Origin of the sequence: Tepidimonas charontis (assembly GCF_007556685.1) — a bacterium.
Classification (GTDB): domain Bacteria; phylum Pseudomonadota; class Gammaproteobacteria; order Burkholderiales; family Burkholderiaceae_C; genus Tepidimonas; species Tepidimonas charontis.
The window spans coordinates 92488-113827 of sequence record NZ_VJON01000002.1 but is presented as its reverse complement, the minus strand read 5'-3'; the positions used below and the strand labels follow the sequence as shown (position 1 = coordinate 113827).

Here is a 21340-nt window from a genome sequence, read left to right as displayed (position 1 = left end):
AGAGCAGCTCCTTTCAACGTGGCCGTAACAGCTGTGCCAGATCAATCGTAACCGCTCAGGCGCCCACCGGCAAGAGGCCGATGGGCGCCACGTACCCGCGGCAGGGTATCAGCGCCTTAACGCAACAGCGCCAAGACGTTTTGCGGCAGCTGGTTGGCCTGGGCGACCATGGCGGTGCCGGCCTGCTGCAGGATCTGCGCGCGCGACAGCGCGGCGGTCTCGGCGGCGAAGTCGGCGTCCTGGATGCGGCTGCGCGCGGCAGCCACATTTTCCGCGGTCGTCTGCAGGTTGGCAATCGTGTTGTCAAAGCGCGACTGTATGGCCCCGTAATCCGCCCGCAGCGAACTGATGGTCTTGATCGCCTGATCGACGATTCGGATGGCCATGCTGGCCTTGTCGAACGTGCTCAGATTGATGGTATTGACGGTGTTGCTGCCATCGGATGTGGTGTTGGCTGTAGCAAACACGTTGGTGCCACTCTGACTCACCGAAAAGCCGCTGGCCGCATCCAGGCTCACGTAGCCTAAAGAGGTGGCGCTGGCGCCGGTTGTGATATTCGCTACCGCGCTTGCAGTGTAATTGCCGGAATTGTCGATGCGCCCCTGGGCGAGGGTGACGTCGCCAGGGCCGCCGGCGCTGTTGGTGATGGTGATATTGTCGCCGCGGCTGTTTTCCAGCAAGATGGCGTTGCCGGCCTCGTTCAGCCGTGCCGACACCCCGGTCTGCGAGGCTACCTTGTTGATCTCGGCCACGGCCTGCGACAGCCCCTCGGAAGAGTTGGCATTGCTGACGTTGAAGCTGATCGTGACGGCAGCGCTGTTGCTGGAGGTAATCGAAAGCGTAAATGCGCCGGTGGCGGCAAAGTCCAGCGTCGCCAAGGAGCGGGCCTGGGCGGTCACGCCGGTTTCGGCAGAGACGGCGTTGATGCGGTCGGCCACCACTTTGGCGGTGTCGTTGGCGGCGATGGCGACTGTTTTGCTGGTCAAGCCGTTGATGGTGAGGGTGCCGGCGTTGTAGCCTGCTGAGGCGCCGGGCGTTGCGGCAGCACTGACGGCGGTGTTGAGGCCGTACTTGTTGGTGCGCACATCGGCACCGCCGACGGTGATGGTCTGGTAGGCGTTGGCGCCGACTTGGAAGGTTTGCGAGCCGAAGGCGCCGTTGAGGACCTTCAGGCCATTGAACTCGGTGGTGTCGGCGATGCGCTGCAGCTCGGCGACGAGCTGGCCGGCTTCGGCGTTGAGGGCTTGGCGGTCGGCGCCGGAGTTGGAGCCGTTGGCGGCCTGCACGGCCAGCTCGCGGATGCGCTGCAAGATGGCGGCGGAGGAGCCCAGAGCGCCTTCGATGGTTTGCGACAGCGAGATGCCGTCGTTGGCGTTGCGCACGGCCTGGTTGAGGCCACGTACCTGGGTGGTCATGCGCTCGGCGATGGCCAGCCCGGCGGCGTCGTCGCGCGCGGAGTTGATGCGCAGCCCCGAGGACAGGCGGGCGATGGTGGTGCTCATGCCCGACTGCGAGGCCGACAGATTGCGCTGCGCCGTCAGCGACATGAGGTTGGTGTTGATGGTTTGCGGCATGGCAGCCTCCTGTAGGCAGTGGTTAACGCGACCCCCTCGGACAGCGTGCTCAGCACAGCGGCCCTCGAGGATGCCTGTGTTATCGGCTGCGCCAGAAAAAACTTAAGACGGCGGCGCTGGGTTGGAGCGGTCGTCGAACTCAGCGGGCGCAGGCCAGGCGCCGCGAGGGCCGCAGCGAACGATGCGCGCATTGGGAAACCACGGGCTGCGATCGCCTGCCAGCATCCAGCGCCACTCCGGCGGGTTGGGTACGAACACCGTGCACGGCAGCCCCAGACTGGCCGCCAGGTGCACATTCGCATTGCTGACCGCATAGTAGTGATCGAGCTGCGCCAACAAGCCCAGCATGGCCTCCAGATCGTCGTTGAAACAGGCAGCGTCCAAAACCCGCCGTCCGACGGCGGCCGCCAGGCGTTCGATTTCACCGGGGAGCGGGTTGCGTTGCAGCGAGACAACCGTGGCCCCCTCAGGTATCCAGCGCGCGAGCGCCTCGATCGGTATGATTTTATTTAGGGTGCGTACGCGCTGAAACTCTGCACTGCGCAACAAACTGGTTCCGCCATGCCAGGTCACGCCCACGTAGGGGGGCGGCCCGAACGCCGCCAAGATGAGGTGGGCCGCGTCGCGATGACGCGGCAACGCTTCGATCGGAACCGGGTCCTCCGGGCCCTGCGCTTGAAGTAAAAACGGCAAGTCACCGATGTTGATGGCGGCGTCGAACAGCGTGGGCGGCGGCCAGTCGGTCCAGACTTTTTCAAACCATCCGATTCGCTGCATCAAGGGCGCGATTTTGCTGGTGGTGGCGTAATGCAAATGTGCACCTCTCTGTGCCAGCTGCGGGACGAAGCGCAAAAAAAACCATTCATCGCCGATGCCTTGATCCTGGGTGACCAATATCGTATCCCCGTACATCTGATCGGGCAGGCGCGTGGCATAGGCCAAGCAGTTGGGGGCAGCGGTTACATCGACCCGTGACGGGCGCTGCTGATAGAGTTGAAAGCCTTCGCGCCAGTTGGCGCTGCCAAGAAGGACGAACGCCGCGTTGAATAAAGTCTGTGGGTGGACTTTGGGTTTCTGTAGCAGTTCGAGGAGCAGCGTCAAGAAACGGTCGATGTCTCCCAACTCGGCGCTGACGCTGCCCAGCCAGAGGAAAGCGTGTTGATCTTCGGGTGCGCGCTGCGCCGCTTCCAGCAGCAAGCGCTGCGCGGTATCAAGATCCCCTGTGTCATAATGCCAGATCGCCCAATTGATGCGAATGTCTGCGCTCTCAGGATCGAGGTCAAGGGCGCGCCGATAGGAGGTATGTGCCTGCTCCCATTTTTTTTGCCGGTGCTGGATTTGGGCAACGACGTGCCAATAGACAGAAGGCAAAGACGCTGCGCCCTCAAAGCGCTGCAACAGGCGCGCGCTGCGTTGTAATTCATCTTGGTCCCCATCCATTAAGAGGGCGGCCAAATTGATGTTCGCTTCCAGATGGTCGGGAACATCTCGAATGAGCGCTTCCCACTCGGTGCGTGCCCGCTCGACCTGGCCGAGTCGTTTGTAAACGAGTGCCAGATTGTTGCGTGCATTGGCATGCCGAGGATCCACCTGTAAACACTTCTGCAAGGGCGCCAAGGCGTCCGACCAGCGCTTCAGATAGATGTACGCCACCGCGAGCGCGAACTGCCAGGCAGCGTCTCGTTCAGACTCGGGTACGTGTTGCAAGTGATCGAGCGTCCGCGCGGGATCATTGTGGGCAAGCGCCAATTCGGCTGCCGCTAAATGGCCGAGCGCGTTTTGGGGATCACACTGCAGCGCCCGCTCGGCGCAGGCGTGTGCCTGCGCCGCATCGCCAAGTTTACGCCAAAGCTGGCTGGCCCGTGCCCACGCCGGCGCGCTGCCGCGTGCCGACAAGAGCGGCATCGCTTTCTGCGCATACGTATGCGCGCGCGCAAAATCCCCTTGCTCAGATGCCACCAGGCCTAAGCCGATGTAGGGCAGCGGGTGGCGAGGAGACCTCTGTGTACTGACGGTCAACCAACGTCGTGCATCGCTCCATCGTTGTTCGGCGAGGGCGCGTAAACCCTGCTGGAGCGGATCGTTCAACGTGCTTTGCTTTCGCATACCCTTCGAATCTGCGGCAGGTTGGCCCCGGTGTTTCATCGCTGGTGCTCATTTTTTTTGATTGTGGCGCTGCTCGACATGATTGGCGCGAGCGTGCTCCTCGCGCCACTCGTCGGCGAATTCGCAATCGCGATACTCATGAAAGTAGGGGCCGCCGATGGTGAAATGGACATTGCGCGCCTGCGGATTGGGGGGATCGTAGCCAACCAGGTGATTCCAGTCGGCCGGGAGCGAGCCGATCAGACTGTCGTTGCCAAGCCAGCGGAATTGATGCAAATCGAGTCCGGACGCCGTATTGACGTACTCGGGCGTCAAGGCGCGACACATTGGGTTGTTGAACAGCATCACGCTGCTCCAGTTTTTCTTTGCATACCGGGTTTGCGTGGCGCCGAGAAATTTCACCGTCTCGCGTGGGTGGTGATCGTGCTGAACGCACATGACGGCGTATCTGTCATCGCGCAACGCCCATAACTGGGTTATATCGTCGCGTACCAGCATGTCGCAGTCCATGAATAATGACCAGCCCTGATATTCGCTTAGGTACGGTACGAGAAATCGAGAAAACGAGAAATCGGTGCTCTGCAGGGGGTCGCGTGGCCGCCAATAGATGTGGGTCAAATTTGGCAGGGCGAGTGGGGTGATCTGCAGCGGTGTGGTGGCATGCCGCATGATGCTGTGCACCAGTGTGTGCCAAGCCACGGACTCGCGTGGATCAAAGCCGATGAAAATGCGGATTGGCTCCATTTAGGTATTCCTTCAGTTACTTTAGCAGGGGCGTGACGATGACCCAGAAGCCGCTGTCCGTGCGTTGAAAACGTTGAAGTTCGAATCTTTCCATCAGTTGGGATAGCCACCACCTGGGAGGCATTTGTATCAAATGGGCATTGCGCCCGTCGGGTAATGTTTTCGCCGCAGGTCCAGTATGTATCGTGAAAAAGCCAACGCGCAGTACAAGGCTTTTCAAGTGATTTAGGACACTATCCAGGCGATCGGGTTCTATATGCTCTAAAACGTCAATGCATGCAACCATCTCGTCCGGTGGGGGCAAATGTGACCACTCTGGGATGGCGGGGTCGTAAAAGGTATATCTGATTGGATGTTTTGGATTGATATGCTGCGCCAAGCGTCCCTTGCCCGCGCCATAGTCGAGTAATGATTTGACCGATAAGGTGTTAATGATTTCGGTGACCAGTGGAGCAAAGGCGACCGACGCAACGCCGTAGTTTGGATTTTGGTGAAGCAGTTGTTGCTGTTGCCGATATTCATCGGAAATCAGTGCGTTTTCCATAGCCGTCCTTGGTCGCGATCGCGCTGGGTTGGGGCCATTGTAACGTAGTTGGCAGATGTGTAAGACCGAAAGAGCCTGGCGTTATGGCCGTTGATCGATCTCTTGCTCGCGGGCGTGTGCGCTCGCGCTGCCGTTCATCGTTGCGAGCGGCAACAGAAGGTGCGCAGCAGGCGACCAAAGGCGGGGTGCCGTCGGGTCAGTGGCGTCATTGCGCGAGCATAGCCAAGGAACCATCTTTAGGCAACCCGTACGGCCGACGACCCGTTCGGCGGGCCGTCCGCGTGCCCAGCGACGATTCGGCGTACGGCAGCGATGTGGTCGGCTGTTCGTCCGCTCAATTTGAGCATCGTCGTGGCTGGCACTGATTATCCGCGGCGAAATCCGCGTTCCGGCGTTCATCGCCACAGACGATCGTCTATCGCATGGTCTGCCCGCCACGTCGGCGCTGGCGACCAGGGGGCCGTAGCGCCTCTGACGAGGAAGAATCGGGTCGGTCGGCCGCAGAGGTGCAGCCGCATGTGCGCGTTGCCGACGCCAACGGCAGCCTGCCATCATGGCTGCCGGTGGTGATCTTCGGTGGGGCGGCGAGCGCCACCCGTCGCTGCTGAGGAGGCAGCGTGGCGCGATCGCCCGCGAGGGGGTGCGCCGGCACGGCCAGACCGAGATCGCGCAGCGCTTGGCCGCGCTGCAGCCGGCCTCGCCACATGTTGGTTGCACGACGAACGTCCGATGCGGAATGGCCGCAGCCAGGCTGTGGCTTGACGTGAAAGCATGCCCCTGAGGTGCGGCCCACGCTGGCCGCAGGCGAGCAATTGGGTTGGGTGACACAGGCAGTGGGGCAACCAAGGACGTTTTCCAGGCGACAGCCACTTGGGCACAGCAGTGCTATGAGCGGCTGCCCCCATCGGCACGGGCAGGGCTGCGGCGGATCAGCGACCCGGCGCGGCGGCGCTGGAGTGCGGCGATGCCCGGTGTGGGCAGCATCGTACAGCGCCAGTGGTGAGCCTGGGTGTCGAACCTGATCGGACGGCGCGCCGCACTCCGACCCCTCCTTCGTTTGAAACGGTATTCGCTTTCATCGTCACGCTCGCAGGACGAAGAGGCGCAGACGTGCAGCGGATCCCAAACATCGATGCCGCCCGATCCTTAGAATCTCGGGCTGATGTCTTCGGATACCCGCCCCCCCGTCGCTTTGCCGACCCACCAGCTGCGCGTGGGCATGACGCTGCCGTTTACGCTGCAGGACGAAGACGGGCAGGTACTGTTGGCCAAGGGGTTGCGCATCGAGAACGAAAAACAGCTCGAGCTGCTGCGCCAGCGCAAGCGCGTGTTCGTGCCGTTCGAGGAGTCGGAGCTGGCCGTCAAGGTGTTGATGACGGGCTTGCTCGAGCTCGACCGCCGTGGCGCTGCGTTGAAAGACCTGGACCGCTACGTGACGCTGGACGAGTCTGGGCCGGGTGCGGGCGAGCCGTTGCGCGGCAGCATGCCCGAGCAGTGTGCCGAGGTGGCGGCGCGGTTGCGGCGGCTGCTGGTGGCATTGGCGCAACGGGCGCTGGCACCGCCGGACGCTGCGGTGCGGCTGGAGCAGCTGTGGCGCGATTTGCAGCAATGGGCGGCTGCGCGCGTGGCGCAGGAAGCGGCCACACTGGTATTGACCTACCGCGCCTGCAGCAGCCCAGCGGAGTACAGCGTACTGCATGCGCTGCAGTGCGCCGTACTGGCGCAGCGCGTAGCGCCGCTGCTGGCGCTGCCGGCGGGCGAAGTGCGGCCGCTGGTGCTGGCATGCGCCACGATGAATGTGGCGATGGTGCAGTTGCAGGATGCACTGGCCCAGCAGACGCAACCGGTGTCGCCTGCGCAGCGGGCGCAAATCGATGCCCACGCCGCCGAGAGCGAGCGGTTGCTGCGCGCTGCCGGGGTGACCGACGAAGCCTGGTTGCAGGCGGTGCGCTGGCACCACGCGCGGCCGCCGGCCAGCGTGCTCTCGGCCTTGCCCACCGGCTGGCGGCTGGCCAGCATCGTGCAGGCGCTGGACCGCTACACCGCGGCGATGAGCCCGCGCGCCAGCCGTCCAGGGCGGTCGGCGAAGGATGCCGCGCGCACCGTGCTTGCCCGCAATGTCTTGGGTGCCCAAGACCCAGTGGGGCTGGCGTTGGTGCAATTGCTCGGGCTGTACCCGCCGGGTACCTTCGTGCGCTTGCAAGCGGGCGAGCTGGCGCTGGTGCTGCGCCCGGGGCAGAAGGCGGCCACGCCGGTGGCGGCGGTGGTGGTCAACCGCATGGGCGAGCCGTTGGGTGCGCCGAAACTGGTGGACTGCGCCCGTCCCGAATATGTGGTGGCGGAGGCGGTGCCCGGCTCGGCGGTGAAGGCGCGCATCGATTTGGAGGAGATGGTGCAACGGCTGGCGTACTCGCGTGCCCCCGGCTCGGGCCTGCTGCAATGAGCGTCCTAGCGCCCTACAAGATGCCTCAATCGGTGCTGGTGGTCATCCATACTCCGGCGCTGGATGTGCTGCTGCTGGAGCGCGCCGACGCCCCTGGCTTTTGGCAGTCGGTCACGGGCGCCAAGCAGACCCCCGATGAGTCGTGGGAGCACACCGCGGTGCGCGAGGTGGCGGAGGAAACCGGCATCGACGCGCGTGCCGGCGGCTGCGTCTTGTCCGACTGGGGGCTGGAGAATGTCTATGAAATCTACCCGCGCTGGCGCCACCGCTACGCGCCCGGCGTGACGCACAACACCGAGCACGTCTTTGGCCTGTGCGTGCCAGCCGGCACGCCGGTGCGCCTGGCACCGCGCGAGCACATTGCTTACCAGTGGCTGCCGTGGCGCGAGGCCGTACAGCGCTGTTTTTCGCCTTCCAATGCCGAAGCGATCGCGTGGTTGCCGCGCTTGGGGTGTGACGGGGGAACCGGATGACGACCCTGCGCGTGGCGACCTACAACATCCACAAAGGGGTGCAGGGGCTGGGGCCGCTGAAGCGGCTGGAGCTGCACAACCTGGCGCGCGCGGTGGCCGCCTTACAGGCCGATGTGGTGTGTCTGCAAGAGGTGCGCGGCTGGCACCGGCGGCTGCAGCGGCGTTTTCAGCAGTGGCCGGCTGGAGATCAGGCGCAGGCCCTGGCGCCGCCGGGCTTCGAGGTGGCTTACCACGCCAACGCCTTGACGCGCGACGGCGAGCACGGCAACGCCGTGTTGAGCCGCTGGCCGATCGTGGCGCAGACGCAGCACGATGTCTCGGACCACGGCTTCGAGCAGCGCGGTTTGCTGCACGTCACACTGGCGCCGTCGGGAGCGGGGGCGCCGCCGACGCTGCACGTGATCGTGCTGCATCTCGGGCTGATTCACGCCAGCCGGCAACGCCAGGTGCAGGCGTTGTCACGCTACCTCGCGCAGGCGGTGCCGGCTGAAGCGGCGCTGGTGGTGGCGGGCGACTTCAACGACTGGGGTGAGCGCCTGCACGAGCCGATGGCAGCGCTGGGGCTGCACACGGCGCCGCGCGCGCGCGTACCCACCTATCCTGCACGGTGGCCGTTGCTGCCGCTGGACCGCGTCTATGTGCGCGGCCTGGCGCTGCGCGCCCTGTGGGCGCCGCACGGGGGGCACTGGCCACGCTGGTCCGATCATCTGCCGTTGGTGGCGGAGCTGGCATGGCAGCCATGAGGGAGGCTGACGACTGGCCGCTGCCGGCGGCGGCGAACGCTGGGGCGGGTGTTTTGCGCCCGGGGCACCGACTGCGCCTGCTCGAAGGCGGGCGGGCGCTGTTTGCCGCGATGGTGCAGGCCATCGACCGCGCGTGCCACTTCGTCCATGTGGAGACGTATATTTTCGTCTTTGCCAACCAGGCGCTGCGTGTGGCCGAGGCGCTGGAGCGCGCCGCGCGCCGCGGTGTAGAGGTGCGTTTGGTGGTGGATGCCGTGGGCACCCCCGAGGTGCCTGCCGAGTGGCAGGTGCGCTTCGCCGCCGCCGGGGTACAGTGGCGCCATTATGCGCCGCTGGGGCGGCTGGGCCTGTTGATTCCCAGCCGCTGGCGTCGCTTGCACCGCAAACTGTGCGTGGTCGACGGGGTGGTGGGGTACTGCGGGGGTATCAACCTCATCGATGACTGCGACGACGTGGTGCTGGGGCGGTTGGCGACGCCGCGGCTGGACTATGCAGTGGAGGTCAGCGGCCCGCTGCTGGCCGAAATGCAGGCGACGATGGAGCGGCTGTGGTGGCGGCTGACGGCGGTGCAGCGCGCGCAGTCGCGTGCCTTCGGCGCGGCGTGGCAGGCGTGGCAGGCGGCGCGTGCGCGGCGCGATCCGGGGCTGCGGCGCTGGTGGCGGGCCTGGCTGCGCGCGCGTGGTGCGCACCGTCCCGAGGAGGGGACGGCGGACACGGCTGTGGTGGTCGGAGCACGCGCGGCAGTGCTGTGGCGCGACAACGTGCGTCATCGGCACGATATCGAGCACGCCTATTTACGTGCCATCGCGCGTGCCCGGCGCGAGGTGGTGATTGCCAACGCCTATTTCATTCCGGGGCGGCGACTGCGGCAGGCGCTGGCGCAGGCCGCCGCGCGCGGGGTGCGTGTGCGGCTGCTGGTGCAAGGCAAATACGAGCGCTTTTTGCAATACCACGCGCCGCGCGCGGTGCATGTCTGGCTGTTGCGCCGCGGGGTGGAAATTCGCGTCTATGCGCCCAGCTCGCTGCACGCCAAGGTGGCCGTGGTGGACGAAAACTGGGCCACGGTGGGTTCCACCAATTTGGACCCGATCAGCCTGTTGCTGGCACGCGAAGCCAATATCGTCACCACCGACCGGCGCTTTGCGCGCCAGTTGCGCGCGCGGCTGGATCACCTGCTGCGTGAAGCCGGTACACCGCTGGCGCTCGACGCCTTTCAGCAGCGGCCCTGGCACGAGCGCCTGCGTGACTGGGCAGCGTTTGCCGTGATGCGCGCCGTGTTGTTCTTGACCGGGCACCGCTACTGAGCCGGCGCGCATCGCGGGCCCCTTGCCCGCAACGTTTGCGGGTGTTCACACGGCGATGGTACGATGGGCCATGCTGATGCCAACCCATGACGTCTCTGCTATGGCCGCTGACTCTGTGCCCGATGAGGGCGTACCCGTGTCCGTGCGCATCCGCGAACGGATCAAAGCGGCGCGCAAGCGCTTCCACGCCAACGACAACATCGCCGAATTCATCCGCCCGGGCGAGCTGGAGCAGTTGCTCGACGAGGTCACGGAGAAAATGCAGGCGGTGCTGGATGCGATGGTGATCGACACCGCCAACGACCACAACACCGAAGATACCGCGCGGCGGGTGGCCAAGATGTATCTGAAGGAGGTGTTCGCGGGCCGCTACGTCCCGGCGCCCACGATCACCGAATTCCCCAACGCCGAGCATCTCAATGAACTGATGATCGTCGGTCCCATCACGGTGCGCAGCGCCTGCAGCCACCACCTGTGCCCGGTGATCGGTAAAGTCTGGATCGGCGTCATGCCCAACGAGCACACCAACGTCATCGGCTTGAGCAAGTATGCGCGCTTGGCGGAGTGGGTGATGGGTCGTCCGCAAATCCAGGAGGAAGCGGTGGTGCAGTTGGCCGACTTGATCCAGGAAAGGACCCAGCCCGACGGGCTGGCGATCGTGATGGAGGCCACCCACTACTGCATGGCGTGGCGCGGCGTCAAAGACATGGACAGCCGCATGATCAATTCGGTGATGCGTGGGGTGTTTTTGAAAGACGCCAACCTGCGACGCGAATTTTTGTCCTTGATCCCACGCCAGGGGCAGTGAGGGGGGGTGACGATGCTGGTGCGTCTACTCTACGTCAGCCGGGCGCGCGCGGGCAACACCGCGCAAGATATCGAGGACATTCTGACCTCGGCGCGCCACCACAACCTGCACAACGGCATCACCGGCATACTCTGTTATGGCGGCGGGGTGTACCTGCAAGCCATCGAGGGCGGGCGCAGTGCCGTCAACCGGCTGTATCGGCAAATCATCGAAGACCCGCGCCACACCGACGTCGAGTTGCTACTCTACGAGGAAATCAGCGAGCGGCGCTTTGGCGGCTGGACCATGGGGCAGGTCAATCTGAGCAAGCTCAACACCTCGATCGTGCTGAAATATTCCGAGCGCCCGGAGTTCGACCCCTACAGCGTCTCGGGCAAGGTGTCATTGGCCCTGCTGGAGGAGTTGATGGCCACCGCTAGCATCATCGGGCGCGCTTGAGCGCGCGCCGCACACCGGGCAGTCGCACTGGCGAGCAAACGCCACTTCACTGAAGGCCAGGGCGCGCCCGTCGAGCATCAGCAGCCGCCCCACCAGCCGCGAGCCAAGACCGACGATGAGCTTGATGGCTTCGGCCGCCTGCATGGTGCCGATGATGCCCACCAGCGGCGCAAACACGCCCATGGTGGCGCAGCGCACTTCCTCCGGCGCGTGGGCCGGCGGAAACAGACACGCGTAGCAGGGCGACTGCGGCTGACGCGGGTCGTACACCGATAGTTGGCCGTCGAAGCGGATGGCAGCCCCCGACACCAGCGGCACGCGGTGGCGGACGCTGGCGCGGTTGATGGCGTGGCGGGTGGCGAAGTTGTCGGTGCAGTCGATGACCACGTCGGCGCCGGGCAGCAGCGCATTCAGCAAGGCGTCGTCGGCCCGTTGCAGCACCGGCGTGACCCGTACTTCGGGATTGATGGCGCGCATGGCGACCTGGGCCGACAACGCCTTGGGCAAGCCGACGCGTGCCAGATCGTGCGCGATTTGCCGCTGCAGATTGGTGGCGTCCACGGCGTCGTGATCGACCAGCGTGATGCGTCCCACACCGGCGCTGGCCAAGTACAGCGCCACGGGCGACCCCAGACCGCCGGCCCCCACCACCACGGCATGGGCCGCCAGCAGTCGCTCCTGGCCCTCGACGCCGATGTCGTCCAGCAGAATGTGGCGCGAGTAGCGCAGCAGCTGCTCGTCGGTCATGGGGCAGGCGGTAACGCTTTCAGTTGTTGCTCTTGGCCGGGCGCTCGCTGGCGGTTTTGCTGGCCACCACCGGCAGGCCCTTGAGCCGATTGAGCGCTTGCTGCAGCTGCCAGTCTTTCTCGGAACCGAACTCGGGCAGCAGCCGCGCATTGGGGTTTTTGCGTTGCTCTTCTTCCAGCCGCTGACGGGCGGCCTCGCGCTCGCGCTCGCGCTGGCGCTGGCGTTCGGCTTCCTTCTCGGCTTCGGTGGGCTCGCGGCTGCCGTTGCCGAGGTGTTTTTCCAGGTCGGCCTCGCGCGTGCGCAGTGCGGCGAACAAATTGCCTTCGGGGGTTTCGTCCACCCAGACATCGGGCACGATACCCTTGGCCTGGATCGAGCGGCCGCTGGGGGTGTAGTAGCGCGCCGTGGTCAGCTTGATGGCGGTATCCGGCCCCAGCGGGCGCACCGTCTGCACCGAGCCCTTGCCAAAGGTTTGGCTGCCCATGATGGTGGCACGCTGGTGATCTTGTAGGGCACCGGCGACGATTTCGCTGGCCGAGGCCGACCCTTCGTTGACCAGCACCACCAGCGGAATGCGCTTGAGCAGCCCGTTGGTCTGCACGGTCAGGCGCGCAATCGGGTCGCTGGCGGCGCGACGCAGATAGTCGCGCGGCGTGGCGCGATAGGTGGCTTTGCTCTCGGGCAGTTGGCCGTTGGTGGTGACCACCACGGCCTCGTCGGGCAGGAAGGCCGCCGACAGGCCGACGGCGGCGTCGAGCAGTCCGCCGGGGTCGTTGCGCAGGTCCAGCACCAAGCCCTTCAGTTGCGGCTCGGCGCGCACGATTTCTTCGATCTTGCGCGCGAAGTCCTCCAGCGTGCGCTCTTGGAACTGGGATACGCGCACCCAGGCGTAGCCGGGTTCGACCACCTTGGCGCGCACGCTGACGGTTTTGATTTCCTGCCGCGTGATGGTGACGGGGAAGGTGCGGTTTTCGTCGCGACGAAAGACCGTCAGGGTGACCTTGGTGTTGGGCTCGCCACGCATGCGCTTGACGGCGTCGTTGATGGTCAAGCCCTTGACCGGGGTGTCGTCGATTTTGGTGATGAGGTCGCCCGCCTTCAGGCCGGCGCGAAAGGCGGGCGAGTCCTCGATGGGCGAGACGACCTTGACCAGACCGTCCTCCATCGTGATTTCGATGCCGACCCCCACGAAACGCCCCGAGGTGCCCTCGCGGAATTCCTTGAAGCTCTTCTTGTCGAAGTACTGCGAGTGCGGATCCAGCGACGACACCATGCCCGAGATGGCGTCGGTGATGAGCTTTTTCTCGTCGACCGGCTCGACGTAGTCCGTCTTGATGATGCCGAAGACGGCAGCGAGCTGCTGCAACTCTTCCAACGGCAAGGGCGCCAACGTGGCGCGCGCCGTGGCTTGCAACTGAAGGGTCGTCAGTGCACCGGCCAGCGCGCCAACGGCAAGCCACCCAGCGATCTTGAGTTTTTGCCCCATGGCCTGTATTCCTTGCTCCGCGTCGCACTATACATGTCAGACCCCGAGCGTGCAGCCGGGGTTCCGCATATCCCTCACGCCTTGCCTTGGCGCGCCACCGCCGCGGCGGCGGCCTCGGCGGCTGCCGCATCCCCCAGGTAGTAGCGGCGCAGCGGACGCAGCTCGTCGTCGAATTCGTACACCAGCGGGATGCCATTGGGAATGTTCAGATGCACGATGTCGGCGTCGGAAATACCGTCCAGGTGCTTGATGAGCGCGCGAATCGAATTGCCATGGGCGGCGATGAGCACGCGCTGGCCGCGCCGCATGGCCGGCGCGATGGCCTCGTTCCAGCACGGCAACACGCGCGCCACGGTGTCCTTCAGGCACTCCGTCAGCGGAATGTGCGCAGGATCCAGAGCCGCGTAGCGGCGGTCGTGACGCTCGCTGCGCGGGTCGTTGGGGTCGAGCGCAGGCGGCGGGATGTCGTAGCTGCGTCGCCAGATCAGCACCTGCTCTTCGCCGTACTGCTTGGCCATGTCCGCCTTGTTGAGGCCCTGCAGGGCGCCGTAGTGGCGTTCGTTCAGGCGCCAGTCTTTGATCACCGGCAGCCAGACGCGGTCCATTTCGTCCAGCACGTACCACAGCGTGTGGATGGCACGCTTGAGCACGCTGGTGAAGCACAGATCGAAGTCCCAGCCCTCGGCCTTGAGCAGCCGGCCGGCCGACATGGCCTGCGACACGCCGGTGGGGGTGAGGTCGACGTCGGTCCAGCCGGTGAAGCGGTTTTCGAGGTTCCAGGTCGATTCGCCGTGACGGATGAGGACGAGTTTGTGCATGGGGGTGGGGGGTGAGTCAAGGAATCGAGAGCGAGGCAGATCGCCGAGATCGAAGCAGGCCACCATTCTAGAATACCGGGTCGATGGCAAGCGGCGAAGCGTGGGTCTTGCACGCCGTCTCGTCGCGGCCAATCTTTCTTGTCACCTCAAGGGCTTGCGTGTGGATTTCATCCTGGAAAATTGGGTGCTGATCGCGGTGGCGGTCGGCTCGGGGTTGATGCTGTTGTGGCCCGCCGTCACCGGCGGCGCGGGGGCTGGCAGCGTTTCGCCCACCGACGCGGTGCAGCTGATCAACCGCGACAAGGCGGTGGTGATCGACGTCTGTTCGCCACAGGAATACGCCGCCGGGCATGTGAGCGGCGCGCGCAACATTCCGCTCGACCAGCTCGAGCAGCAGCTGCCGCAGGCGGTCAAAAACAAGGCGTTGCCGGTGGTCATGGTGTGCGCGTCGGGCGTGCGCTCGCGCCGCGCGGTGGCCATTGCCCGCAAACTCGGCTACGAAAAGGCGGTGTCGTTGGCAGGCGGCTTGGCGGCATGGCGTGCCGCCAGTTTGCCCGTGCAAAAAGGTTGAATCCATGGCTCATGTGATCATCTACAGCAGTGATTTCTGCCCCTACTGCCACCGCGCCAAGGCACTGCTGCGCGCACGCGGCGTCACCGACTGGGAGGAAATCAAGGTCGACGGCCGGCCGGACATACGTGCGGCGATGGCGCAGCGGGTAGGGCGCACCAGCGTGCCGCAGATCTTCATCAACGGCCAGCACGTCGGCGGCTGTGACGATTTGCACGCGCTGGACGCGCGCGGTGGCCTGGAGCCGCTGCTGCGCGCGGCGTAAAGCGAAGCGCTGGCGCGCCGCCGTGCCGCGCCAGCGCTTGGGCCGGCGGCAAGGGGGCGCCGCAGCCGTCGATGCCGCCGCGCACGCCGCGCGGTGGCTGGCGTTGTGGTCTTGGGGCGCGTCGCCCGCGCGAGCCATCCCAGGCGCCCTTCCCCACCCACTGGTCCGAGGCTGCCATAATCCGCGAGCGCCGCAACACGCGCTGCGTGCGTGCTGCGCGGCTCAACATTCTGTTTTGGTTCAACGTTTCATCATGTCCGACACCCAAGCCACCCCCGTCTTCAACATTCAGCGCGTCTATCTCAAAGAGGCGTCGTTGGAGCAGCCCAACTCACCGGCCATCTTTTTGGAGCAGACCCAGCCCAGCGTCGACATCCAGCTGGGGGTGGAAGCGCAGGCGTTGGCCGAGGGGGTGTATGAAATCGCGGTCGCGGCCACCGTACACACCAAAATCGGTGAGCGCACGGTCTTTCTGGTGGAATGCAAGCAGGCGGGTATTTTCGAGATCCGCCACATTCCGCAGGAGCTGTTGCAGCAGATTTTGGGCATTCAGTGCCCGCAAATCGTCTACCCCTATCTGCGTGGCAACGTCGCTGACCTCATCCAGCGCGCCGGCTTTCCGCCGGTGCACCTGGCCGAAATCAATTTCCAGGCCATGTACGAGCAGCAGTTGGCGCAGCAACAGCAGGCAGCCGCTGACGGCGGCAACGGCGCCGCTGCCTGAGGCGCCGCGCGCACGGCTGGAGACAACAGCGCGGCCGTCGCATGGCGAGGGAGCCGGTCATCTTCATCGGCGCGGGGGCCTGGGGCACTGCCCTGGCCATTGCCGCCGCGCAGCGCCAGCCGGTGCTGCTGTGGGCGCGTGACGCCGCCCAGGCGGCCCAAATGCAGGCGCAGCGGGTCAATGCCCGTTATTTGCCCGCTGCCCCGTGGCCGCCCGCGCTGCGGGCAGCTGGTGGCGATGTGGCGGCGCTGCAGGACGCGCTCGTCCACGCCGAGCTGGTGGTGGTGGCCACACCGATGGCCGCTCTGCGTCCCTGGTTGGTCTGGCTGGGACAGGCGCTGCCCGCGGCGCGGCGCACACACGTGCCCGTGGCGTGGTTGTGCAAGGGCTTCGAGCGTGCGCAAACGGCGTCGGGCGTCGGCTTGTTGGGCCATGAGGTGGCCGCCGAGGTGGCGCCCCACTTGGCGGTAGGGGTGCTCAGTGGCCCCAGCTTCGCGCAAGAGGTAGCGGCTGGTTTGCCGACGGCACTGGTGGCCGCCAGCCGCAGCCCAGTCGTCCGCCAAGCCCTGGTGGCGGCGTGGCACGGGCCGGCGCTGCGCCTGTACGCCAACGACGACGTGGTGGGCGTGGAGGTGGGCGGCGCGGTGAAAAATGTGATGGCGATTGCCACCGGCTTGTGCGACGGCCTGGCGCTGGGGCACAACGCACGCGCGGCCTTGATCACGCGCGGACTGGCCGAGATGACGCGGCTGGGCGTGGCGCTGGGCGCACGTGCCGAGACCTTCATGGGCTTGTCGGGTTTGGGCGATTTGGTGCTGACCGCCACCGGCGACCTGAGCCGCAACCGCCAAGTGGGTTTGATGCTGGCGCGTGGGCTGACCCTGGCGCAAGCGGTGGCCTCGCTGGGCCACGTGGCCGAAGGCGTGTACAGTGCGCGCACCGTTGCCCAGCGCGCGCGCGTGCTGGGCGTGCGTATGCCCATCACCGATGCGGTGGTGGCGCTGCTGGACGGCACACTGCAGCCACGCGAGGCGCTGGCACACCTGATGGCGCGTGATCCGGTGGCGGAGTGAGCGCAGCGGCTGGGGCACACCGGCCCGCGGTGGGCCAGATGGGGCCGCGGGTGGCGTGTGGCGCCACCGTGGGGTCGTCGCCGTCGCCCGCGCGCGCTGGGGGCGTCGTCAGAATTCCCAGTTGTCGATGAGGCGGGTGCGTCCCAGCCGTGCCGCGCCCAAGGCCACCAGTTGGCCGGCTTGCAGCTCGTGCGGCTCGGGCGGCAGCAGGTCGGTGCGGCGGCGCACGGTCAGGTAGTCGGGTTGCCAACCGCGCGCGGCCAGCGTCTGCATGGCGTGTTGCTCCAACGCCGCCACATTGTGTTCGCCAGCCAGCACGCCAGCGGCCAGCGTGCGCAGGGCTTGCACCAGTTGCGGCGCTTCGGCGCGCTCCGCCGGCGTCAGGTAGCCGTTGCGCGAGCTCAGCGCCAGCCCGTCGGGCGCTCGCGCGATGTCCACACCGTGGATCGTCACCGGCAGCGCGAATTGCTGCACCATGTGGCGAATCACCATCAGCTGCTGATAATCCTTCTTTCCGAAGACGGCGTGCCGCTCGCCCTTGGCTTGGGCGAAGACGCACTGAAACAACTTCATCACCACGGTGCAGACGCCGGTGAAAAAACCGGGTCGAAAGTGCCCCTCGAGCATGTCGGCCAGCGCCGGGGGAGGCTGTACCTTGAAGGTTTGCGGTTGCGGATAGAGCTCGCCTTCGTCAGGCGCAAAGACGATGTCGCAGCCGATCGCCTGCAGCCTCTCGCAGTCGGCCTGCAGCGTGCGGGGGTAGGTGTCGAAATCCTCGTGCGGTAGAAACTGCAGCCGGTTGACGAAGATGCTGGTGACGGTGACGTCGCCGAGCGTACGCGCCTGTTGCACCAGCGCCAGATGGCCATCGTGCAGGTTACCCATGGTGGGCACGAACGCCGGTCGGTCGTACGGGGCGAGGGCGGCGCGCAGCGCCGCGATGGTGCGGATGACTTGCATGGCAGTGAGACGTTGGCTGGGTGGATGGGTGGCAGGACGGTTGGGTCGTAGCTGATGTGATGACCGCATCACGGAGGCGGGCCGGCGTGCGGTGGCGCTGCGCATGGCCGGGGCGCGGCACCCCCGAATGCCGACGGAGAGCGGGCCAGTCCGGCGGCATGCGGGACCGGGCGCACACCATCGCGCCTGCCCCACCAAGGACGAGCCGCCGCCGCGCGCCCGTTCTCACCAGGCATGGACGGCGTTGTCCGGGAAGCGCCCCTCTTTGACGGCGCGTACATAGGCGCTCATGGCGTCGAGCACGCCGCTGGCGCCGTGCATGAAGTTGTGCGCAAAGCGCGGGGTGCGTCCCAGGTGGATGCCCAGCATATCGTGCATCACCAGCACCTGACCGGCGGTGCCGTTGCCCGAGCCGATGCCGATGGTGTGGCAGCGGGGAAGCTGTTGCGTGATCTCGGCGGCCAGCGCTGCGGGCACCATTTCCAGCACCAGCATGGTGGCGCCGGCATCTTGCAGGGCCAACGCGTCGCGCCGCAGCTGTTGCGCTTGCGCGTCGCTGCGGCCTTGTACGCGGTAGCCGCCCAGCGCGTGTACGGTCTGCGGGGTCAACCCTAAGTGCGCACACACCGGGATGCCGCGCTCCACCAGGAAGCGCACCGTCTCAATAGTCCAGCCACCGCCTTCGAGTTTGACCATGTGCGCGCCGGCCTGCAGCAGGGCGGCGGCGCTGCGTACGGCTTGCTCGCGCGACTCTTGGTAGCTGCCGAAAGGCAGATCGCCGATGACCCACACCGTGCCCTGCACGCGGCGCACGCCGCGCACCACGCATTCGGTGTGGTAGCACATTTCTTGCAGCGTCACGCCCACGGTGCTGGGGCGGCCTTGACACACCATGCCCAGCGAATCGCCCACCAGCAGACAGTCGACGCCGGCCTGGTCTGCCACAGCGGCAAAGGTGGCGTCATAAGCGGTGAGCATGACGATTTTTTCTCCGCGCTCGCGCATCTCCTGCAAGCGTGGCAGGCTGACTGGTTTGCGCGGCGGCAGGGGGGCGGCGGCGGGCAGGGTGCCGTAGGGGGTACCGGGGGTGGTCTCGCTCATGGTCACGAAGCTCCGTGGGCGCAAGTCTAGTCGATGTGCCGCGCGGGCAGCGCCCCGGGCGGCCGTGGGCTGCGGCGACGCACGGCACCGTGCCCGAGAGATCCGTGACGCCGTGAGCCGTGGGACAATTGAAGGGTGCGGCGCGCCAGGCGCGCTGGTTGTCCGTCGTCCTCGTTGTCGCTGTCGATTCGATGAGCCGCCCCGATCCCCTTGCCCTGCAGCCGCCCTTGCCCGATATCGAAGCCCAGGCCGCCGCCGATGTGGCGCGGGCGCTGGCGGAAGACGTGGGGCCGGCCGATGTGACGGCAGCCCTGGTCGATCCCGACGTGCGGCTGCGCGCCCGCGTGATCGCCCGCGAGCCCGCGGTGGTGTGCGGCGCACCGTGGGTGCGGGCGGCCGTGGCCGCGTTCGACCCCCGCGCCGAATGGGATTGGCGCGTGCGCGACGGCGAGCGCGTCGAGGCCGGTGCCGTGGTGTTCGAGGTGGTGGCCAACGCCCGTGCGCTGTTGACGGCCGAGCGCACGGCGCTCAATTTTTTGCAGACGCTGTCGGCCGTGGCGACGCAAACGGCGCGCTACGTGGCGGCGGTGGCGGGCACGCGCGCGCGCATCTGCGATACCCGCAAAACCCTGCCTGGGCTGCGGGTGGCGCAAAAATATGCAGTGCGCATGGGTGGCGGCTTGAACCATCGCATGGGGTTGTACGACGCCGTGCTGATCAAGGAAAACCACATTGCGGCCGCGGGCGGCGTGCGCGCGGTGTTGCAGCGTGCCTGGGCCGCAGCCCCGCAGGCGCTGTACGTGCAGATCGAGGTCGAGACGCTGGCGCAACTGCAGGAAGCCCTGGATGCCGGCGCGCGCGTCATTTTGCTGGACAATATGGACTTGCCGACGCTGCGCGCGGCGGTACGCCTCAACGACGCCCATCCCGATGGCGGGGCGGTCTTGGAGATCTCCGGTGGTGTCACCTTGCAGACCGTGCGCGCCCTGGCCGAAACCGGGGTGGACCGCATCTCCGTCGGGGCGCTGACCAAAAATATCCAAGCGATCGACCTGTCGATGCGCTTGCTGCCCAGCTAGACGATGCGGTGGCGGGCGCACCAGCCGCTCGGCAGGTGCCCCCATGGGCGGAGTGACCGGCGCGCGCCCCGCGCCCGTTTCGATGCACTGTTGGTGCAACATATCGATGGTGGCAATGAGATCCGGCGGTTGCGTGGTGGGGCACAGACGAAGGACACAGCCATGAGCACGATCATCGAAATCGACGTCGAGCAGCCCGCATGCACCACGCGCCACGCGTGGGCACGGGTGCCGCAGGAGCCGTCTGCGGCCGAGCGCACCGCGCTGAAAGAGCGCATTCGCACCCTGCTGCGCGAGCGCGACGCGGTGATGGTGTCGCACTACTACGTGCATCCCGACCTGCAAGATCTGGCCGAAGAAACCGGCGGAATCGTCAGCGATTCACTGGAGATGGCGCGCTTCGGGCGCGATCATCCGGCGCGCACGCTCATCGTCTCGGGGGTGCGCTTCATGGGCGAGACGGCCAAGATCCTGTCGCCGGAGAAAACCATCCTGATGCCCGACCTGGACGCGACCTGCTCGCTCGACCTGGGCTGCCCGGCAGGCGATTTCGCCGACTTTCGCGCCCAGCACCCCGACCGTACGGTGGTCGTGTACGCCAACACGAGTGCCGCGGTCAAGGCACAGGCCGACTGGGTCGTGACCTCCAGCTGTGCGTTGGACATCGTGCGCGCCCTGCACGCGGCAGGCCACAAAATCCTGTGGGCGCCGGACAAGCATCTGGGGTCCTACATTCAGCGCGAGACGGGGGCGGATATGGTGCTGTGGCGTGGCTCGTGCGTGGTGCACGATGAATTCAAAGCCTTCGAGTTGGAGCAGCTGCGCCGCGACCACCCGGGGGCCAAGGTGCTGGTGCACCCCGAAAGCCCGGCCGCGGTGGTGGCGCAGGCCGACGTCGTCGGCTCCACGTCACAGATACTGAAAGCCGCGGCGGAGCTCGACGCCGAACTGTTCATCGTCGCTACCGACAACGGCATGCTGCACAAGCTGCGTACCCTCAACCCGGGCAAGCGCTTCATCGAAGCGCCCACCGCCGGCAACAGCGCGACCTGCAAGAGCTGCGCCCACTGCCCCTGGATGGCGATGAACAGCCTGCGTGGCGTGCTGGAGGTGCTGGAGACAGGGCTCAACGAAATCCACGTCGATCCAGCGCTGATCGAACGCGCGCGCCTGCCCATCGACCGCATGCTGGCGTTTACTGCCGCGCGCAAAGCCGGGCAGCCGGTGGGTGCTCTGGTGCCTGGCATCGGGGCGGCCTGACCCCCGCTGGCGGCCTTGGGCGGCTCGTCGCCCCGGGGCCGGCGCCAACCATGTGCCGAGCCGTGCATGCCGAACTCGG

Annotated in this window: 21 protein-coding genes; 12 read left to right on the top strand and 9 right to left on the bottom strand. The window is 66.2% G+C overall.

The features are described from left to right. Window positions 1–116: 116 nt before the first annotated feature. From Tchar_RS01320 to Tchar_RS01305, 4 genes are all read right to left on the bottom strand, one after another. A complete protein-coding gene (locus tag Tchar_RS01320; protein WP_144327291.1) occupies window positions 117–1574 on the bottom strand; it encodes a flagellin N-terminal helical domain-containing protein in 1458 nt (485 codons plus the stop codon). Window positions 1575–1676: 102 nt separating this feature from the next. Then, window positions 1677–3680 carry a tetratricopeptide repeat protein gene (locus Tchar_RS01315; RefSeq protein WP_161595425.1) on the bottom strand — a complete coding sequence of 668 codons (2004 nt, stop codon included), beginning with the start codon at window positions 3678–3680 and terminating at the stop codon, window positions 1677–1679. Between the two features lie 48 nt (window positions 3681–3728). Further along, entirely contained in the window at window positions 3729–4424 is a 696-nt protein-coding gene (locus Tchar_RS01310) for a glycosyltransferase (RefSeq protein WP_144327289.1), read from the bottom strand. 16 nt (window positions 4425–4440) lie between these two features. Then, the gene (locus Tchar_RS01305; protein ID WP_144327288.1) at window positions 4441–4968 is read right to left on the bottom strand and encodes a methyltransferase domain-containing protein; all 528 of its coding nucleotides are present in this window, start codon (window positions 4966–4968) and stop codon (window positions 4441–4443) included. A 1162-nt stretch (window positions 4969–6130) separates the two neighbouring features. Between Tchar_RS01305 and Tchar_RS01300 the strand changes: the two genes are divergently transcribed. The 6 genes from Tchar_RS01300 to Tchar_RS01275 all read left to right on the top strand — a co-directional run bounded on the left by Tchar_RS01300 (window position 6131) and on the right by Tchar_RS01275 (window position 11177). Beyond that, window positions 6131–7411: an HD-GYP domain-containing protein gene (locus Tchar_RS01300; RefSeq protein WP_144327287.1), complete on the top strand. Its 1281-nt coding sequence runs from the start codon at window positions 6131–6133 to the stop codon at window positions 7409–7411. Further along, window positions 7408–7884: a dihydroneopterin triphosphate diphosphatase gene (gene nudB, locus Tchar_RS01295; RefSeq protein ID WP_144327286.1), complete on the top strand. Its 477-nt coding sequence runs from the start codon at window positions 7408–7410 to the stop codon at window positions 7882–7884. The genes Tchar_RS01300 and nudB overlap by 4 nt, the downstream gene beginning before the upstream one ends. After that, window positions 7881–8627 carry an endonuclease/exonuclease/phosphatase family protein gene (locus Tchar_RS01290; protein ID WP_144327285.1) on the top strand — a complete coding sequence of 249 codons (747 nt, stop codon included), beginning with the start codon at window positions 7881–7883 and terminating at the stop codon, window positions 8625–8627. The genes nudB and Tchar_RS01290 overlap by 4 nt, the downstream gene beginning before the upstream one ends. Beyond that, window positions 8615–9931 (top strand): cardiolipin synthase ClsB, encoded by a 1317-nt coding sequence (gene clsB, locus Tchar_RS01285; protein ID WP_328592023.1) that lies wholly within the window; start codon window positions 8615–8617, stop codon window positions 9929–9931. The genes Tchar_RS01290 and clsB overlap by 13 nt, the downstream gene beginning before the upstream one ends. Before the next feature lie 100 nt (window positions 9932–10031). After that, window positions 10032–10739: a GTP cyclohydrolase I gene (gene folE / locus Tchar_RS01280; protein ID WP_144327284.1), complete on the top strand. Its 708-nt coding sequence runs from the start codon at window positions 10032–10034 to the stop codon at window positions 10737–10739. Window positions 10740–10751: 12 nt separating this feature from the next. Then, window positions 10752–11177, top strand: coding sequence for a BLUF domain-containing protein (locus Tchar_RS01275; RefSeq protein WP_144327283.1), 426 nt, complete (start codon window positions 10752–10754; stop codon window positions 11175–11177). On the opposite strand, the gene Tchar_RS01270 is transcribed toward Tchar_RS01275, so the two are convergent. From Tchar_RS01270 to gpmA, 3 genes are all read right to left on the bottom strand, one after another. Continuing rightward, a complete protein-coding gene (locus Tchar_RS01270; RefSeq protein ID WP_144327282.1) occupies window positions 11121–11924 on the bottom strand; it encodes a HesA/MoeB/ThiF family protein in 804 nt (267 codons plus the stop codon). The genes Tchar_RS01275 and Tchar_RS01270 overlap by 57 nt on opposite strands. Window positions 11925–11943: 19 nt before the next feature. Beyond that, complete coding sequence (locus Tchar_RS01265) at window positions 11944–13410, bottom strand: S41 family peptidase (protein ID WP_144327281.1); 1467 nt, start codon at window positions 13408–13410, stop codon at window positions 11944–11946. A gap of 74 nt (window positions 13411–13484) precedes the next feature. After that, window positions 13485–14228, bottom strand: a complete 744-nt coding sequence (gpmA, locus tag Tchar_RS01260; protein WP_144327280.1) for a 2,3-diphosphoglycerate-dependent phosphoglycerate mutase — start codon at window positions 14226–14228, stop codon at window positions 13485–13487. 160 nt (window positions 14229–14388) lie between these two features. Between gpmA and Tchar_RS01255 the strand changes: the two genes are divergently transcribed. From Tchar_RS01255 to Tchar_RS01240, 4 genes are all read left to right on the top strand, one after another. Next, window positions 14389–14799 (top strand): rhodanese-like domain-containing protein, encoded by a 411-nt coding sequence (locus tag Tchar_RS01255; RefSeq protein WP_144327279.1) that lies wholly within the window; start codon window positions 14389–14391, stop codon window positions 14797–14799. Window positions 14800–14803: 4 nt separating this feature from the next. Next, window positions 14804–15064 carry a glutaredoxin 3 gene (gene grxC, locus Tchar_RS01250; protein WP_144327278.1) on the top strand — a complete coding sequence of 87 codons (261 nt, stop codon included), beginning with the start codon at window positions 14804–14806 and terminating at the stop codon, window positions 15062–15064. Window positions 15065–15317: 253 nt separating this feature from the next. Next, window positions 15318–15788, top strand: coding sequence for a protein-export chaperone SecB (gene secB, locus Tchar_RS01245; RefSeq protein WP_144327277.1), 471 nt, complete (start codon window positions 15318–15320; stop codon window positions 15786–15788). A gap of 41 nt (window positions 15789–15829) precedes the next feature. After that, window positions 15830–16861 (top strand): NAD(P)H-dependent glycerol-3-phosphate dehydrogenase, encoded by a 1032-nt coding sequence (locus Tchar_RS01240; RefSeq protein ID WP_144327276.1) that lies wholly within the window; start codon window positions 15830–15832, stop codon window positions 16859–16861. Between the two features lie 108 nt (window positions 16862–16969). Here the strand turns inward: Tchar_RS01240 and panC are convergent, their stop codons facing one another. Then, entirely contained in the window at window positions 16970–17821 is an 852-nt protein-coding gene (panC, locus tag Tchar_RS01235) for a pantoate--beta-alanine ligase (protein WP_144327275.1), read from the bottom strand. 225 nt (window positions 17822–18046) lie between these two features. Further along, window positions 18047–18922: a 3-methyl-2-oxobutanoate hydroxymethyltransferase gene (gene panB / locus Tchar_RS01225; protein WP_144327273.1), complete on the bottom strand. Its 876-nt coding sequence runs from the start codon at window positions 18920–18922 to the stop codon at window positions 18047–18049. A 191-nt stretch (window positions 18923–19113) separates the two neighbouring features. Between panB and nadC the strand changes: the two genes are divergently transcribed. Both nadC and nadA read left to right on the top strand, forming a co-directional pair. Further along, a complete protein-coding gene (gene nadC, locus Tchar_RS01220) occupies window positions 19114–20001 on the top strand; it encodes a carboxylating nicotinate-nucleotide diphosphorylase (RefSeq protein WP_144327338.1) in 888 nt (295 codons plus the stop codon). A gap of 162 nt (window positions 20002–20163) precedes the next feature. Further along, entirely contained in the window at window positions 20164–21261 is a 1098-nt protein-coding gene (nadA, locus tag Tchar_RS01215) for a quinolinate synthase NadA (RefSeq protein WP_144327272.1), read from the top strand. Window positions 21262–21340: the final 79 nt, after the last annotated feature.

Excerpts from the sequence above, each read along its gene's own strand:
- Tchar_RS01240 (WP_144327276.1), top strand. The coding sequence starts at position 15,830 with ATGGCGAGGGAGCCGGTCATCTTCATCGGCGCGGGGGCCTGGGGCACT.
- Tchar_RS01320 (WP_144327291.1), bottom strand. The coding sequence starts at position 1,574 with ATGCCGCAAACCATCAACACCAACCTCATGTCGCTGACGGCGCAGCGC.
- folE (WP_144327284.1), top strand. The coding sequence starts at position 10,032 with ATGGCCGCTGACTCTGTGCCCGATGAGGGCGTACCCGTGTCCGTGCGC.
- panC (WP_144327275.1), bottom strand. The coding sequence starts at position 17,821 with ATGCAAGTCATCCGCACCATCGCGGCGCTGCGCGCCGCCCTCGCCCCG.
- grxC (WP_144327278.1), top strand. The coding sequence starts at position 14,804 with ATGGCTCATGTGATCATCTACAGCAGTGATTTCTGCCCCTACTGCCAC.
- Tchar_RS01305 (WP_144327288.1), bottom strand. The coding sequence starts at position 4,968 with ATGGAAAACGCACTGATTTCCGATGAATATCGGCAACAGCAACAACTG.
- Tchar_RS01275 (WP_144327283.1), top strand. The coding sequence starts at position 10,752 with ATGCTGGTGCGTCTACTCTACGTCAGCCGGGCGCGCGCGGGCAACACC.
- gpmA (WP_144327280.1), bottom strand. The coding sequence starts at position 14,228 with ATGCACAAACTCGTCCTCATCCGTCACGGCGAATCGACCTGGAACCTC.
- Tchar_RS01265 (WP_144327281.1), bottom strand. The coding sequence starts at position 13,410 with ATGGGGCAAAAACTCAAGATCGCTGGGTGGCTTGCCGTTGGCGCGCTG.
- nudB (WP_144327286.1), top strand. The coding sequence starts at position 7,408 with ATGAGCGTCCTAGCGCCCTACAAGATGCCTCAATCGGTGCTGGTGGTC.
- Tchar_RS01315 (WP_161595425.1), bottom strand. The coding sequence starts at position 3,680 with ATGCGAAAGCAAAGCACGTTGAACGATCCGCTCCAGCAGGGTTTACGC.
- secB (WP_144327277.1), top strand. The coding sequence starts at position 15,318 with ATGTCCGACACCCAAGCCACCCCCGTCTTCAACATTCAGCGCGTCTAT.
- nadA (WP_144327272.1), top strand. The coding sequence starts at position 20,164 with ATGAGCACGATCATCGAAATCGACGTCGAGCAGCCCGCATGCACCACG.
- Tchar_RS01300 (WP_144327287.1), top strand. The coding sequence starts at position 6,131 with ATGTCTTCGGATACCCGCCCCCCCGTCGCTTTGCCGACCCACCAGCTG.
- Tchar_RS01270 (WP_144327282.1), bottom strand. The coding sequence starts at position 11,924 with ATGACCGACGAGCAGCTGCTGCGCTACTCGCGCCACATTCTGCTGGAC.
- nadC (WP_144327338.1), top strand. The coding sequence starts at position 19,114 with ATGAGCCGCCCCGATCCCCTTGCCCTGCAGCCGCCCTTGCCCGATATC.
- panB (WP_144327273.1), bottom strand. The coding sequence starts at position 18,922 with ATGAGCGAGACCACCCCCGGTACCCCCTACGGCACCCTGCCCGCCGCC.
- clsB (WP_328592023.1), top strand. The coding sequence starts at position 8,615 with ATGGCAGCCATGAGGGAGGCTGACGACTGGCCGCTGCCGGCGGCGGCG.
- Tchar_RS01290 (WP_144327285.1), top strand. The coding sequence starts at position 7,881 with ATGACGACCCTGCGCGTGGCGACCTACAACATCCACAAAGGGGTGCAG.
- Tchar_RS01310 (WP_144327289.1), bottom strand. The coding sequence starts at position 4,424 with ATGGAGCCAATCCGCATTTTCATCGGCTTTGATCCACGCGAGTCCGTG.